The organism is Streptomyces sp. NPDC058653 (assembly GCF_042716895.1).
Classification (GTDB): Bacteria; Actinomycetota; Actinomycetes; order Streptomycetales; family Streptomycetaceae; genus Streptomyces.
This window is the reverse complement of the sequence record NZ_JBHXRM010000026.1, coordinates 54251-67661: the sequence shown is the minus strand read 5'-3', so window position 1 is coordinate 67661 and position 13411 is coordinate 54251. Positions and strand designations below refer to the sequence as shown.

Sequence of the window (13411 nt, the reverse complement as noted above, 5' to 3'; positions counted from 1 at the left end):
GGCTGGTTGGGTGCCGAACCGTCAGGTGAACGGCCAGGCCATGCGCCGGCGTGTCGCGACGGGTGGCTCTGGGCAGACCTGGGGCTGCGCCGTACAGACAGTTCACCGACAACACCGCGTCTTCCGTCTTCCGCCTTCCGATCCACGGCCGGCGAGGACCGTCAGGAGAGAAGGACATCGACATGAGCAAGCGCATGCGAGTGGGAATGATCGCGGCTTTCGCCGCGACAGCGACACTGGCGGGTGTCACCACCGCGGAGGCGACACCGAGCGGCCCCGGGGTGACAGGCAAGATCATTTCGCAGACCACGGTCGGCGGCAAGGACTACATCCTGCGCCGGGTCACCATCCCTGCCGGTGAGAGCACTGGCTGGCACTTCCATCACGGCACTCTGTACGGCTACGTCGAGAGGGGAACCCTCAGCCACTTCGACTCGACCTGCGAGTCCAACGGTGTCCACGAAGCGGGAACTGCGCTGACAGAGCCTTCCGGCGCGCAGAACGTTCACATTGGGCGCAACCTCGGGACCACACCCGTCGTCCTGCATGTGTTGTATGTCCTCCCTCATGGCGCACCCCTGTCGGCCGATGCCCCCAACCCGGGCTGCGACTTCCAGTAGCCGGACCTCGGCCGGTCCTGACGCCCCCCGACGTCGGGACCGGGCACGGGGGCACCGCACCGCGCTATGTGCGGCGTGATCCATATGGTGGCAAATTGGTGCACGGACCTAAAAAGGGTCTGACTGGTTCGTCGGAGCCTCCCAGGAGAGGACCACTCATGCCGTTTGTCGAGATCTCGCTGGCTCGCGGCAAGTCCGCCGACTACCTCCAAGCCGTCTCCCGGGCCGCGCACGATGCCGTGGTCGCTGAGCTGAAGGTGGCTCCGGAGAACGACTTCCAGCTCATCCACCAGCACGATCCGAACGAGATGGTGTTCAGCCGCGCCTTCCACGGCGGTCCGCGCTCCGACGACTGGATCGTCTTCAGGATCACCGACAGCGCCGACCGTGGGGCTCGGGTCAAGCGAAGGCTGTGCAAGACCCTCGTCCGGTTGCTGCGGGAGGGGCCGGGGATCGATCCGGCCGATGTGTCGGTGCTGATCACCGTGGTCCCGCCGGAGAGTTTCTCGTTCGCCGGTGGTGTGCTCGGTACCGATGCCGTGGCCGCCGAGGCCCTGGAGGCGGCCCGCGACCAGTCCGCCGCCGGCAGGGCCTACACCAGGCCCGAGATGGCCTACGCGCTCTCCGGACTGTTCGAACGCCGCGATCTTGACCTGATTCTGCCGATGCTCAGCGACGATTTCCTGCTCAGTGTGCCCGCCTCTCTCCCCTACGGTGGCGAGTTCACCGGCCCCGATGCCTTCAGGAGCTTCTTCTCGGGTGTACCGGGCGGGGCGGAGGTCTGGGAGTCCTTCAAGTCCAGCGTGGACCAGATCCTCGAAGGCGACGATCACTTCACCGTGCAACTGACGAACACAGCCGTGCCGAAGGCGACCGGCAAGACACTGGTCTTCCACAACCTCTGGCTCTTCGAGACCGCCGACGGCACTCTCGTCAGCGCCCAGCTCTACGCCGACACCGCCGCCGTCACCACCATCCCCGGCTGACAGCCGGGAACCGATGCCATGTACGTAAGGTTCGCGCATGGCAGACGAGAACGAGCGGGCCGTTCAGGCGGCTGTAGCAGCGGAGATACGGCTTCTCGACCCCGTCGTACGCGCTTCGCCCGCCCTGGTCTCGGAGCTTCTGGACCCGGATTTCATCGAGATCGGAGCATCCGGGCGGCGCTGGGACGCGACGTCGATTCTCACGGTGACGAGTGCGGGGTCCGTGGTCCCGGAGGCGCCGATGACGGTCAGTGAGATGAGAGGGGCGGTGCTCGCTCCCGGCATCGTTCATCTGACGTACTTCGCGGACAACAGAGGGCGTCGCGCATGGCGGAGTTCTCTGTGGCGTTCGACGGAAGCGGGCTGGCGGATGTACTTCCACCAGGGCACTTTGACGAGCTGAGTGATTGAGCCCGCCGACCGTCAAGCGCGGAAGCGCAACCGGTCAACACGGCATCGTGGTGTCGCTCTCGAACGGCTTCCAGAGAAGACCACCCTACTTTTGAACGCGTTCAAAAGTAGGCGTAGGCTTTGTCCGAGCAGCCGGCGGAGGGGGCTTGGGCGCGATGAGGATTGTTCTTCCCGGGGGAACGGGACAGGTCGGCGGAGTCCTTGACCGTGCGCTGACGGCGGCAGGCCACGAGGTCGTGATCCTGACCAGGCGGCCGACGCGGAAACACGAGTTGGCGTGGGACGGCCGTACGCTCGGCCCCTGGGCGGCCGAGGCCGTCGACGGCGCCGACGCCGTGGTCAACTTGGCCGGACGCAGCGTCAGTTGTCGCTACACCGCGGCCAACCTGCGCGAGATGATGGCCTCGCGGGTCGACTCCGCCCGCGTCGTGGGCGAGGCGATCGCGGCGGCGGCGCGGCCACCGAAGGTCTGGCTGCAGATGAGCACGGCAACCGTCTACGCCCACCGGTTCGACGCCCCGAACGACGAGGCGACCGGCATCATCGGCGGCGCGGAGCAGGGCGTTCCGGACTACTGGGAGTACAGCGTCCGGATCGCCCGGAACTGGGAGCGCGAGCAGGAAATCGCCAACACGCCAGCGACCCGGAAGGTCGCGCTTCGCAGCGCGATGGTGATGAGCCCGGACCGCGGCGGGGTCTTCGACGCCCTGCTCGGCCTGACCCGTCTCGGCCTCGGCGGTGCGGTCGCCGGCGGGCGGCAGTACGTTTCGTGGATCCACGACGTCGACTTCGTGCGCTCGGTGCGGTTCCTGATCGAGCGCGAGGACATCGAGGGTCCGGTCAACCTTGCCGCACCCGAACCGCTCCCTCAGCGGGACTTCATGCGGGCGCTACGGGAGGCCTGGGGCATGCCGCTCGGCCTGCCGGCGACGCGGCGGATGGCCGAATTGGGCGCGTTCGCGCTTCGTACCGACACCGAACTGCTCCTGAAGAGCAGGCGGGTGACACCGGGCCGGCTGCTGGACGCGGGATTCGAGTTCGAGCACGGGCGCTGGCGGGAGGCGGCGGCCGACTTGGCCCACCGCGCGCGAGCGCGCCGGGAGAGCGCGACGAAAACTCTGCGGGCGGTGCGGAACTCGGCCTGACCAGGTGGCGGGCCTCGTGCCCTCTGGTGTGCGGGCGGGATCGGCGCTTCGGCGCGGTCGCGAGAGCGGGGAAGCCTCCAAGACGTACGACTAGGGCGCGTTCGGCCGGCGGGGTGCCGTCGCGCGGGCGGCCGGAAGGCCCGTCGGCTCTCCGGAGCGTTGCCGAGCATGGCAGAGGGCGGGAAGAGCGGCATCGGCGGTGCCCTCAGCCCTGGGCGGAGATCCGTACCCGCCGCCAGCACACCTCGCGTCGGTCGCACCAGCCCCATGCGGAGACCCTGCCCGCCCGGGGGGGGTGGGGCGCGTGGTGCTGGCGCCCCTGCGTGGCAGAAAAGTCCTGTTTATGGCGTTCCGTCCTGCATAGTGAGCACCTGACACACGCAGCAGAGGTCCACTGCGAAGGAAGCCAGCGATGAGTGATCCGTCGATTCCCGACCCGCCGGGCGGAACAGGAAGCGGGAGACCGGGCGACTCACCGCCCGACGCCGCCGGCCCCACGGGAGGCCACCCCGCCGACCCGACGGCGGACACGACGGTCGACGAACCCGATCCCCATCGCTGGTGGGCCCTGGCCGTCATCGCGACCGCGCAGCTCATGGTGGTGCTCGACGCGACGATCGTGAACATCGCGCTTCCCTCCGCACAGCGCGACCTGGACATCAGCAACGGAAACCGCCAATGGGTGATCACCGCGTACACCCTGGCTTTCGGCGGACTGCTGCTGCTCGGCGGCCGGGTCGCCGACCTGGTCGGCCGTAAACGCACGTTCATCATCGGCCTCATCGGTTTCGCCGGCGCCTCCGCCCTCGGCGGCGCGTCCTTCGGCCAGGAGATGCTCTACCTCTCGCGCGCGCTCCAGGGCGTCTTCGCCGCCCTCCTCGCGCCCTCCGCTCTCTCCCTGCTCACCACGACCTTCCCGTCGGGCAAGGAACGCGCCCAGGCCTTCGGTGTCTTCAGCGCCATCGCGGGCGGCGGCTCCGCGATCGGCCTTCTGCTCGGCGGCATCCTCACCGAATGGCTCAGCTGGCGCTGGTGCCTGTACGTGAACGTCTTCATCGCCCTTCTCGCCGTCATCGGCGCACTCACCCTCCTGAAAGACCGCGCGGGAGCGAAGGGAGCGCACCTCGACATCCCGGGGGTCGTCCTCGGCAGCGGGGGTCTCGTCGCGATCGTGTACGGGTTCAGCCGGGCCGAGTCGAACGGGTGGACCTCTTCGGAAGTCCTCGCCGTCCTGAGCATCGGTATCTTCCTGCTGGCCACGTTCACCTGGTGGCAGACGAGGTCATCCGATCCGCTGCTGCCGTTGCACATCATCGGGGACCGCAACCGTGGCGGCTCGGTCATCGTGATGGCGCTGACGACGATCGGTCTGTTCGGCGCGTTCCTGTTCCTCACGTTCTTTTTGCAGAACGTCCTCGGGTACTCGCCGCTCAGCGCCGGTCTCGCCTTCCTTCCGCTGTCCGCCGGGATCATCATCGGCTCGACCCAGATCTCCGCCCGGCTGCTCCCCCTCGTGGCGCCGCGCCTCCTGCTGGTCCCCGGCCTGCTGCTGAGCGCGGGGGGCATGTACTCGCTGACGTTCCTGGACATCCACTCCAGCTACGCGGGGCACATCCTGCCCGGCACGATCCTGCTGGGCTTCGGGCTCGGGCTGACCTTCCTGCCCGTCGTCTCGACAGCCACCATGGGAGTTGCCCCACGGGACTCGGGAGTCACCTCCGCGTCGGTCAACACCGCGCAGCAGGTGGGCGGTTCGATCGGTACGTCCCTGCTGAACACGATCGCGACCACGGCCACGGCGACGTATCTGACCAGCCATCTGGCCGCGGCGGCGCGCGAGGGGCCTCTGACCCGTGCGGAGCGCACACGCATCGTGAACATGGGCACGGTCCACGGTTTCACCGTCGCCATCACCTGGGCGGCGATCATCCTCCTCGCCGCGGCGGTCATCGGCGCCGTCATGGTCAACAGAGCGTCACCCCGCGCCCACCCGCCGGACGAAGGGGCTGCAACGGAGGCCCTCCCCGACCCGCGTTGAAGGCGGTCGGGTGGACGCCCTCGTCGGGCCGGGACCCGCGCGGGACGGCGCGACGGAGAAAAGAAAAAGAATCTTCCCCGGCTGTGTCGAGAAGGTGTCATCGGCTCCGACGTTCTTGGTGAGCGTCAGTTGTGAGCCCGCACCCCGCGGGTTCGGACAGAAGGAGACAGAGATGACCACCACCGGTTTCGACTACACCCTCACCCGCACCCTGGAGGCTCCGGTCGAGCAGGTCTGGGCGGCCTGGACCCGTGCCGACCAGTACGGGCAGTGGGCCAGCGCCGAGGACGTCGTCCTCGACGTCCGGCCCGGCGGCGGCTGGAGCTCCGTCATGGTCATCCCCGGCGGCACCCGCGTCCCGCTGTCCGGCCGCTACACCGAGGTCGTCGAGAACAAGCGACTGGTGATCGGCATGAACGTGCCGGACCGCGAGGAGCTGGTCCTGATGACCCTCGACCTGGCCCCCGAGGGCGACCGGACCCGGATCACCCTGTCCCAGACCTTCGACACCGTCGAGAACCGGGACCAGTCCGAGTTCGGCAGCAACATGCTCCTGGACGGCCTCACCGCCTTCCTCGCAGCAGCCTGAAGCCGCTGTCGACGTCCTTTTCCGGAAGGGCGGTCGAGTACGTACCGGCCGGTGAACGGCCGGTGTGACAGGGGTGCGGCCTTGGTGTGGTCGTGTGCGTTGCCCGGACGCCGCGATCGCGCCAAGGCCGGCCGCGAGAGTCGGTCTGCCGCGGTCGCCGGTACGCGAGGGTGCCGCGCCGCCTATTTCTGAAACCCCGGAAAGGCCGTCAGGCGCGCAGCCCCGCGCGGACGACCGCGAGCATGCGGGCGCGGGCGGTCGGGTCCGGGGCGTGGCGTTCCCGGTCGAGGCAGCCTGCCAGCAGCGCCTTCACGTCGGCGATGTCGACGTCGGCGCGAATCGCGCCGGCGTGCTGGGCGCGCTCAAGAAGGCGTCGCCAGGCCTCCATGACGTCGTACTTGCTCTCGACGGCGTCCGCCTGGAAGTCGTATCCCGCTCCCGCGAGCGCGTCGACCACGCCGCGGTTCGCCGCGCCTTCGTCGACCATGACGGTGAAGAAGGCGAAGAACGCGTCGCCGGGGTCCTCGCCACCCGCCAGCGCGTTCGCCCGTAGCACGACCTGTTCCATGCGGTCGAGCAGCACGGCCCGGAAGAGGGCCTCCTTGGTCGGGAAGTGCCTGCTGACCGTGCCGGTCCCCACCCCCGCGCGGCGGGCGATCTCGTGGACAGACACCGAGAGACCCTCCGAGGCGAAGGTCTCCGCCGCGACCGCCAGGACCCGTGCCCTGTTGCGCTGGGCATCGGCGCGCATCGGCCTGCTCATCAAGCGACATCTCCAGCCGTGTAGGCAAGCGGGACAGCCGTCCCGTATAGTTTCACCAACCGGGACGCCCGTCCCGATTCTATGTCATGCCCGACGGAGACCTGCCATGCGTACCCTGAAACTCGGCGGCACCGGACTCGAAGTACCCGCCCTCGGCCTTGGTTGTGTGGGGCTGAGCGAGTTCTACGGTCCGACGCACCGTGACGAGGCCTTCGCCACGCTACGGACCGCCGCCGAACTCGGCATGGCCTTCCTGGACACGTCGGACTACTACGGCGTCGACTCCGCCAACGAACGTCTGATCGGCGAGTTCCTGGCGCAGGGCGAAGGCGTCCGGAGCAGGTTCGCCGTCGCCACCAAGTTCGGACCCGTCCGCGCGCCCGGGACCGGTGAACTCGTCGGGGTGCGCAGCGATCCCGCGTACGTCCGTGCCGCGTGCGACGCCAGCCTGCGACGCCTCGGCACCGACCACATCGATCTCTACTACCTGCACCACCCCGACTTCGTCACTCCCGTCGAGGAGACCGTCGGGGCCATGGCCGAACTCGTCGCCGCCGGGAAGGTACGGCACCTGGGCCTGTCCAACGTGTCCGCCGAGGAGCTGCACGCCGGCCATCAGGTGCACCCGATCACGGCCGTGCAGAACGAGTGGTCGCTGTTCACCCGCGAGTACGAGGACTCGGTGGTGCCGCTCTGCGCCGAGCTGGGCATCGGCTTCGTCGCCTACTCGCCCTTCAGCCGCGGCTTCCTGACCGGACGCCACACCTCGACCGAAGGGCTGGCCGAGGACGACATACGACGCGGCATGCCCCGCTTCAACGCCTCGAACGCCCAGCACAACGCCGCCCTGCTGGCGCCGGTCCGCCGCATCGCCGAGGCCCGCGGAGCGACCCTGGCCCAGATCGCCCTCGCCTGGCTGCTCCACCGCCCCGAAGCGCACGGCATCGCCGTCGTCCCGATCCCCGGAACGCGCAGCCCCGCCAGGCTCCGGGAGAACGCGGAGGCTCTCCACCTCACCCTGACGGACGACGAACTCTCCGCGCTCGACCCCATCGCGGAACAGGTCAAGGGGGAGCGGATGCCCCCGGCGCCCGACCTCGACCGAGGCCACGACGCCATCGGCGACGCCGCGGGGAGCCGGTGATACGGGTTCGGGACCTGGCATCTACTCCGCCGGCGGTGCGGTGGAACGCCGGATCGTGACCATGGCCACGTCATCCTCAAGGTGGGCAAACTCGCGCACGTCGTCCTGGAGGGCGTCGAGCATGGCGGCCGGCGGCCGGCCGGCCCAGGCGCCGATGCGATCGGCGAGCGGATAGAAGACACCGGCGTTGTCACGGGCCTCGATGAGACCGTCCGTGTAGAGCAGCAGCGTGTCGCCCTGCTCCAAGCGGTGGGTGTCGACCGGCACGGGGGCGGGGTCGAGGCTGAGCAGCCCGACCGGCAGTGCGGGCCTGGACGACGGCAGTTCCCGGGCGACGCCCTCATGGAGGAGCAGGGGTGCCGGATGGCCGCAGTTGACCATCCGCACCTCCTCGCCCTCGCCATGGATCTCGACGACGACCACCGTGACGAAGCACTCCCGCATCCGCTGCCCCGCTTCGGGCTCCTGCTCGGCGTCGCCGCTCTCCAGCACCATGTCCCTGGCCCGTGCCAGATCCCGGCGTACCGCCTCGTCGAGGAAGGTCGGCAGATCGGGCAGGGCCACATGCTGCCGGGCGGCCTGCCGGAAGGCGGCCAGCAGGAACAGCACCACCTCCAGGGTGGAGAGTCCCTTGCCCTGGACATCCCCCACGATCACCCGCGGGCGACCGTCCACCACCGCGCAGGCGTACAGGTCGCCACCGAGCGTCGACTCCGCGTCGGACGCCAGATACGCCGACGAGATGTCCACCGGGCCGAGCCTCGACGGCAGCGGTCGCAGCAGTGTCCGCTGCGTCTGGGCGGTCACCCGTCGCGACTGCGCGAGCTCCTTCTCCCGGCGCTCCCTCAGCGCGGCCGCGCCAACCGACGCCATGCTGATGACCACCGCCGTCGCGAGTGCCACCGGCGCGTCCGTCCAGGTAAGACGTCGGTTCACCGAAAGGGCGACGACGTACGCGGGCAGCATCACACCGGCGACGATCAGCACCGGCCAGGGGCGGGTGAAAACCGCCGCCAGCGCCGGCAGGGCCAGCATGATCCCGCCCAGCCGTACGGTCGAGCCGCCGAACACATCAGCGGCCAGGACCACCAGCAGAATCATGAACGCCACGCTCACGACCGCGCGCGGGCCCCGCCACAACGTCTCTGAATCGCGCTGCCTCGCGCCGTCGGACGGCATGAACTCACCGTACAGCCAGGAACCGATCCCGCCCGGTGAGAGCTGCCCCGGCCACCCCGACGGCCCCCACTACCGCCGAACCAACACCAGCGGGTGTGTGGTGTGCGGACAGGACTCACCTGTCCGCACACCACACAGCACCGGCCGCCCTACAGGCGGGCACCCGGACCGGCCGCCGAAACACCGCACACGCACGCCCGTTGCCGGACGGACGCGCCCGATCGTGTGAGCCTCCCCCGCGACATCACCCGGCCCTGCCCGTGGGGCTGTTTCATGTCGGCCCGGGGCGAGGGCCCGGCGGCCGAGTGGCGCCCGGGGCGGTTCTTCGTAGGGTCGGTAGGAGCCGACCCGTCATACGCCCGGCGCCGTGCCCGCCGTCACCCGTCCCCCAGAGGAGAGCCGTCATGACCGCTTCCGCCGCCCCCGGGTCCTCCCGGCGATCCGATGAGGACATCACCGGGTTCAAGGCATCCCCTCAGTTCGCCCGGGCGATGCAGCAGATCGTGGTCGACCTGATCGAGCTGAACATCCAGGGCAAGCAGGCCCACTGGAACGTGGTCGGGCACAACTTCCGGGACCTGCATCTGCAACTCGACGAGATCGTCGATGACTCACGTGAGGCGGCCGACACCATCGCCGAACGTATGCGGGCCCTCGGAACGGTCCCGGACGGTCGGTCCGACACCGTCTCGGCCACCACCACGCTGCCGCAGTATCCGACCGGCGAACAGAGCGTCAGCACCGTGGTCGACCTCGTCACCGTGCGCCTGCGGGCCGCCGTCGACACCGTGCGTACCTACCACGACCAGATCGACGGCGAGGACCCCTCTACGGCCGACCTTCTGCACAGCATCATCGACACCTTCGAGAAGCACGCGTGGATGGTCAGCGCGGAGAACCGAACCGTCTGAACGCCACTCCCCCGGAGCCTGCGACCGTAAGGCGTACGGGCACAAGGCCATGAAGCCGTAGGCGCCGTAAGGCCGTTCAAGCGGTCCAGGTCCCGCGCGCCCGCCGCAGGGGCACCAGCGCGATCGCCACGGCGGCCGCCGCAATCGCGGCGCACAGCAGAGGAACGTCCCTGTTCCCGTTGACGATGAGCGCGGCGCCGGCCAGGGCGCCCACGAACATGGCCAACGCCGACAGGACCCGTACACCGGCCCTGGACCCACTTCCGCCGCCCGCACGGCCGTCCGCCGCGATGCCGGTGACGGTCATCGTCAGCACCGTCGTCGTCAGATCCGGCACGGCCAGGGACCTCACCACGGCGTTCTGTGCGCCCATCGCGAGGGCGAGCAGCACGATGAGGGCCCACCGGACTCCACCGGCGGCCGGCAGATCCGCCACGAGGCCGACAACCCACGCGGCCAGCAGCAGCGCGGTCTGCACCACGGTGACGGACAGCAGCAGCCTGCCGCGGTGTCTCGGCTCCCGGTGAGCCAGCCGCCCACCGGCCACCGCGCCCGCCACGAACGCCGCCAGCGCGAGAACGGACGCGACCACCGAGAAACCGGAAGCACCCGCGAGGGCGAACCCGAGAAAGACGATGTTGCCCGTCATGTTCGCCACGAACACCCGGCCCAGCACGAGGTAACTGAAGGCGTCGACCAGGCCGGTGACGACGGTAAGCACGAGAAGCAGCGGCGGCAACGGGCCGTGCCGACCCGACAGGTCGGGGATCAGCACCTCCCGGATCTCGTTCACCGTGGTTCGCATCAGCTGTGCCTCTCCCCATGCCGTTCCCGACGAATGCGCACGACCGGTGGGAACGGTCACGAGAAGGTCCGAACCGCCGGCCACGATCACCCTGACCGACACCCATGGACATGACCGGCTCCGACACGAGCCGACCGGTTCCCCAGCAGCGGAGGGCGCGGCTCCACCACGCGAACACCAGCGGAGGCCGGCTCGTCGCCCTCCCTCGGCGCCCTCCCTCGTCGCGTTCCACGACACCGGGCCCTACCACCGGCCCTCCCCCACCCCGTCGTTCGGGTGAACGACGGACGGGTTGCCTCGGTGGAACGGCCGCCGGCAGGAGGCGTCGGTGATGCTGAGGGCGAATCAGCCCCTCCGCGTCCCCCTCCGTCCGCTGAGGACCGGCCCCGCCCAGCGGGCCCGACCGCCACCCCTCCGGGAGCCCGACCTGACGATCCTCTGCGTCCTCTTCGCACTGTTGGGAGCCGCGAGCAACGCGACGGGCACGGTGTTGCAACGCAAAGCCGCCCTCGTCGTGCCGCGCGGTGACGCGTTCCGTCTGCGGCTCCTGATGGACATGGTCCGTCAGCCCGTATGGCTGCTCGGTATCTGCGCCGTCGCCTGCGCGGCTCTGTTCCAGGCGCTCGCGCTCGTCGAGGGGCCGCTGTCCCTCGCTCAGCCGGTGTTCATTCTTGAACTGCCGTTCGCGCTGCTGATCGCCCTGCCCGTGCTGCATCGTTCGCTGCCGGCCAGCGGCTGGTACGCGATCGGCTGCCTGGTCCTCGGACTCGCCGTGGCCGTGGCTGCCGCGGACCCCAGCGTCGGCACGACGCACGCGCCGATGGGCTGGTGGATCGTCGCCATCATCCTGTGCCTGGGTGCGATGGGACTCGCCTCGCTCCTCGCCGCCCGACTCCCGTCCGGCGCGCGCAGGGCCGCGCTCCTCGGATCGGCGGCGGCCGTCGGCAACGCGCTGACCGCGGCGCTGATCAAATCCGCGGCCAACACCTTCTCGGAGGACGGCCTGGTCGCGTTCCTCACCACCTGGCAGACGTACGGGTTCGTCGCGTGCGGGATCGCCGCGGTGTTCCTCCTCGAGAACGCCCTCCAGGCCGGTCCCATCGCCGCCTCGCAACCGGCCCTGACCATCGGCGACGCGACGGTCAGCCTCATCCTCGGCATCGTGCTCTACTCCGAGCACATCCGGACCGGTTGGTGGGTCTTCCCCCAGCTCGCCGGGATCGCGCTGATCATCGTCAGCACCTTCTATCTCTCCCGGGCCATCCCCCTCACCCGTGAAGTCTCCGGCTGAGCGGGAGCGTGGCGAGCGACCTCGGTGCCACCCGGCCGACGCGTACGGACGGGTCGGCCCCGAGGCCTCCGCGACCGGCTTGGTCCACGGTCGGACGGTCTGCCATCATGAGAGTGAAACGGAACATCACTCCGAAACTGTCACGGATCTTGGTTCCGGTCTGTCACACGGGAGGGGTGTCGCGGTGAACGCCGACGGCGAAGGAACGGGAAGCCCGGCGGGGTCCAAGCGCAAGGACGCCCGGCGCAACCACCAGGCCCTGCTGGAAGCGGCCGCCGCGGTCTTCGTCACCTCGGGGGTGGAAGCGCCGGTACGCGACATCGCGACCAGGGCCGGCGTCGGGATGGGCACGATCTACCGCCACTTCCCCACCCGCGCGGACCTCGTCATCGCCGTCTACCGCCACCAGGTCGAGGCCTGCGCCGAAGCCGGTCCCGTCCTCCTGGCGACCAGCCCGACGCCGTATGCCGCCCTCGAACGGTGGGTCGACCTCTTCGTCGACTTCCTGGTCACCAAACACGGTCTCGCCGCCGCGATGCAGACCGACAACGCCGGCTTCGAAACCTTGCACACGTACTTCCTCGACCGTCTCCTGCCGGTGTGCGGCGAGCTGCTGGACGCCGCTGTCGCCTCCGGTGAGATCCGCTCGGGCATCGGCGCCCCCCCACTCATGCGTGGCATCGGCAACCTCTGCATCGGCGCGGACAGCGACCCCGGCTACGACGCGCGCCTGCTCGTCGCCCTTCTCGTCGCGGGACTGCGCTGGCCGTCCTGACCGGAGGGTCTGGCACATCAATACCGATCCGGCTGTGAACCGGCCTGTGAACCCAGCCGCATCCGGGGAGGTCGGGTTGCCGGTCCGGCAAGGATTTTTGCCAGGGGGACGGGGCATGGGCATCGTCGTGTCCCGCAGGACCTACTGAACTGGCCCCCTGAGGAGGGATCCGGATGACCGACACGAAGCCCCCGCGCGTCGACGCCGACGAGAGGACGACTCTGGTCGGTTTTCTCGACTATCTGCGGAGCGCGATCGCGGGCAAGGTGACGGGGGTGCCGGAACCGCAGGTCCGCACGCCCGGAGTGCCCTCGGGCACCAGCCTTCTGGGACTGGTCAAACACCTCACGGCCGTCGAACGCTTCCATTTCCTGGGCGAGGATTCCGCCGACTGGGCGGCCAGCATGCGTCCCGCCGCCGAGGAGACGGCGGAGCAGGTGCTCGCCGGATACCGAGAGGCGATCGAGCAGGCGAACCGCGTGATCGCGGACTGCCCGGACCTGAGCCTGCCCATCCCGAACCCCCCGCGTCCGGCATCCGCACCGACCATGCGGTGGGTCCTGGTCCATATGATCGAGGAAACCGGACGGCACGCGGGCCACGCCGACATCCTCCGTGAGCAGGCCGACGGCTCCGTCGGCCGCTGAGGGCCCGCTGAGGTTCCCTTCTCCGTGGTCATGGGCGCGCCATGAGATCTGTCATGTGCACCCATGACAGACGGCACTGCCGCTCGCCCCGTATTGAGGGGAGTGTG

14 protein-coding genes are annotated in these 13411 nt (G+C 69.5%); 11 read left to right on the top strand and 3 right to left on the bottom strand.

Going from position 1 to position 13411, the window contains the following annotated elements; translation table 11 throughout:
* The first annotated feature begins 182 nt into the window (after positions 1-182).
* From ACFWU9_RS22200 to ACFWU9_RS22175, 6 genes are all read left to right on the top strand, one after another.
* Positions 183-620 carry a cupin domain-containing protein gene (locus tag ACFWU9_RS22200; RefSeq protein WP_384320962.1) on the top strand — a complete coding sequence of 146 codons (438 nt, stop codon included), beginning with the start codon at positions 183-185 and terminating at the stop codon, positions 618-620.
* Positions 621-778: 158 nt separating this feature from the next.
* Positions 779-1606 (top strand): tautomerase family protein, encoded by an 828-nt coding sequence (locus tag ACFWU9_RS22195; RefSeq protein WP_384320960.1) that lies wholly within the window; start codon positions 779-781, stop codon positions 1604-1606.
* Positions 1607-1643: 37 nt separating this feature from the next.
* Positions 1644-2009: a DUF4440 domain-containing protein gene (locus ACFWU9_RS22190; protein WP_384320958.1), complete on the top strand. Its 366-nt coding sequence runs from the start codon at positions 1644-1646 to the stop codon at positions 2007-2009.
* A gap of 163 nt (positions 2010-2172) precedes the next feature.
* Positions 2173-3162, top strand: a complete 990-nt coding sequence (locus ACFWU9_RS22185; RefSeq protein WP_384320956.1) for a TIGR01777 family oxidoreductase — start codon at positions 2173-2175, stop codon at positions 3160-3162.
* A gap of 412 nt (positions 3163-3574) precedes the next feature.
* Positions 3575-5200, top strand: coding sequence for an MFS transporter (locus tag ACFWU9_RS22180; RefSeq protein WP_384320954.1), 1626 nt, complete (start codon positions 3575-3577; stop codon positions 5198-5200).
* Between the two features lie 172 nt (positions 5201-5372).
* Positions 5373-5789 (top strand): SRPBCC domain-containing protein, encoded by a 417-nt coding sequence (locus tag ACFWU9_RS22175; RefSeq protein WP_384320952.1) that lies wholly within the window; start codon positions 5373-5375, stop codon positions 5787-5789.
* Positions 5790-5997: 208 nt separating this feature from the next.
* On the opposite strand, the gene ACFWU9_RS22170 is transcribed toward ACFWU9_RS22175, so the two are convergent.
* Complete coding sequence (locus tag ACFWU9_RS22170; RefSeq protein ID WP_384320950.1) at positions 5998-6552, bottom strand: TetR/AcrR family transcriptional regulator; 555 nt, start codon at positions 6550-6552, stop codon at positions 5998-6000.
* 106 nt (positions 6553-6658) lie between these two features.
* Here ACFWU9_RS22170 and ACFWU9_RS22165 point away from each other — a divergent pair, with 106 nt between their 5' ends.
* Entirely contained in the window at positions 6659-7696 is a 1038-nt protein-coding gene (locus tag ACFWU9_RS22165; protein ID WP_384320948.1) for an aldo/keto reductase, read from the top strand.
* A 21-nt stretch (positions 7697-7717) separates the two neighbouring features.
* On the opposite strand, the gene ACFWU9_RS22160 is transcribed toward ACFWU9_RS22165, so the two are convergent.
* Positions 7718-8875, bottom strand: a complete 1158-nt coding sequence (locus tag ACFWU9_RS22160) for a PP2C family protein-serine/threonine phosphatase (RefSeq protein ID WP_384320947.1) — start codon at positions 8873-8875, stop codon at positions 7718-7720.
* Positions 8876-9279: 404 nt separating this feature from the next.
* Between ACFWU9_RS22160 and ACFWU9_RS22155 the strand changes: the two genes are divergently transcribed.
* Complete coding sequence (locus ACFWU9_RS22155; protein WP_384320945.1) at positions 9280-9786, top strand: Dps family protein; 507 nt, start codon at positions 9280-9282, stop codon at positions 9784-9786.
* A gap of 76 nt (positions 9787-9862) precedes the next feature.
* Here the strand turns inward: ACFWU9_RS22155 and ACFWU9_RS22150 are convergent, their stop codons facing one another.
* The gene (locus ACFWU9_RS22150) at positions 9863-10591 is read right to left on the bottom strand and encodes a YoaK family protein (protein WP_384320943.1); all 729 of its coding nucleotides are present in this window, start codon (positions 10589-10591) and stop codon (positions 9863-9865) included.
* A 427-nt stretch (positions 10592-11018) separates the two neighbouring features.
* On the opposite strand from ACFWU9_RS22150, the gene ACFWU9_RS22145 reads away from it, so the two are divergent.
* The 3 genes from ACFWU9_RS22145 (at position 11019) to ACFWU9_RS22135 (ending at position 13304) form a co-directional block, all read left to right on the top strand.
* Positions 11019-11882, top strand: coding sequence for a DMT family transporter (locus tag ACFWU9_RS22145; RefSeq protein WP_384321057.1), 864 nt, complete (start codon positions 11019-11021; stop codon positions 11880-11882).
* Between the two features lie 184 nt (positions 11883-12066).
* On the top strand, positions 12067-12657 hold the full coding sequence (locus ACFWU9_RS22140) for a TetR/AcrR family transcriptional regulator (protein WP_384320941.1): 591 nt from the start codon (positions 12067-12069) through the stop codon (positions 12655-12657).
* A gap of 173 nt (positions 12658-12830) precedes the next feature.
* Complete coding sequence (locus ACFWU9_RS22135) at positions 12831-13304, top strand: DinB family protein (protein ID WP_384320938.1); 474 nt, start codon at positions 12831-12833, stop codon at positions 13302-13304.
* The last annotated feature ends 107 nt before the right edge of the window (positions 13305-13411 follow it).

Coding starts and splice junctions, on each gene's coding strand:
- ACFWU9_RS22200 (WP_384320962.1), top strand. CDS start 183: ATGAGCAAGCGCATGCGAGTGGGAATGATCGCGGCTTTCGCCGCGACA.
- ACFWU9_RS22195 (WP_384320960.1), top strand. CDS start 779: ATGCCGTTTGTCGAGATCTCGCTGGCTCGCGGCAAGTCCGCCGACTAC.
- ACFWU9_RS22190 (WP_384320958.1), top strand. CDS start 1,644: ATGGCAGACGAGAACGAGCGGGCCGTTCAGGCGGCTGTAGCAGCGGAG.
- ACFWU9_RS22185 (WP_384320956.1), top strand. CDS start 2,173: ATGAGGATTGTTCTTCCCGGGGGAACGGGACAGGTCGGCGGAGTCCTT.
- ACFWU9_RS22180 (WP_384320954.1), top strand. CDS start 3,575: ATGAGTGATCCGTCGATTCCCGACCCGCCGGGCGGAACAGGAAGCGGG.
- ACFWU9_RS22175 (WP_384320952.1), top strand. CDS start 5,373: ATGACCACCACCGGTTTCGACTACACCCTCACCCGCACCCTGGAGGCT.
- ACFWU9_RS22170 (WP_384320950.1), bottom strand. CDS start 6,552: ATGAGCAGGCCGATGCGCGCCGATGCCCAGCGCAACAGGGCACGGGTC.
- ACFWU9_RS22165 (WP_384320948.1), top strand. CDS start 6,659: ATGCGTACCCTGAAACTCGGCGGCACCGGACTCGAAGTACCCGCCCTC.
- ACFWU9_RS22160 (WP_384320947.1), bottom strand. CDS start 8,875: ATGCCGTCCGACGGCGCGAGGCAGCGCGATTCAGAGACGTTGTGGCGG.
- ACFWU9_RS22155 (WP_384320945.1), top strand. CDS start 9,280: ATGACCGCTTCCGCCGCCCCCGGGTCCTCCCGGCGATCCGATGAGGAC.
- ACFWU9_RS22150 (WP_384320943.1), bottom strand. CDS start 10,591: ATGCGAACCACGGTGAACGAGATCCGGGAGGTGCTGATCCCCGACCTG.
- ACFWU9_RS22135 (WP_384320938.1), top strand. CDS start 12,831: ATGACCGACACGAAGCCCCCGCGCGTCGACGCCGACGAGAGGACGACT.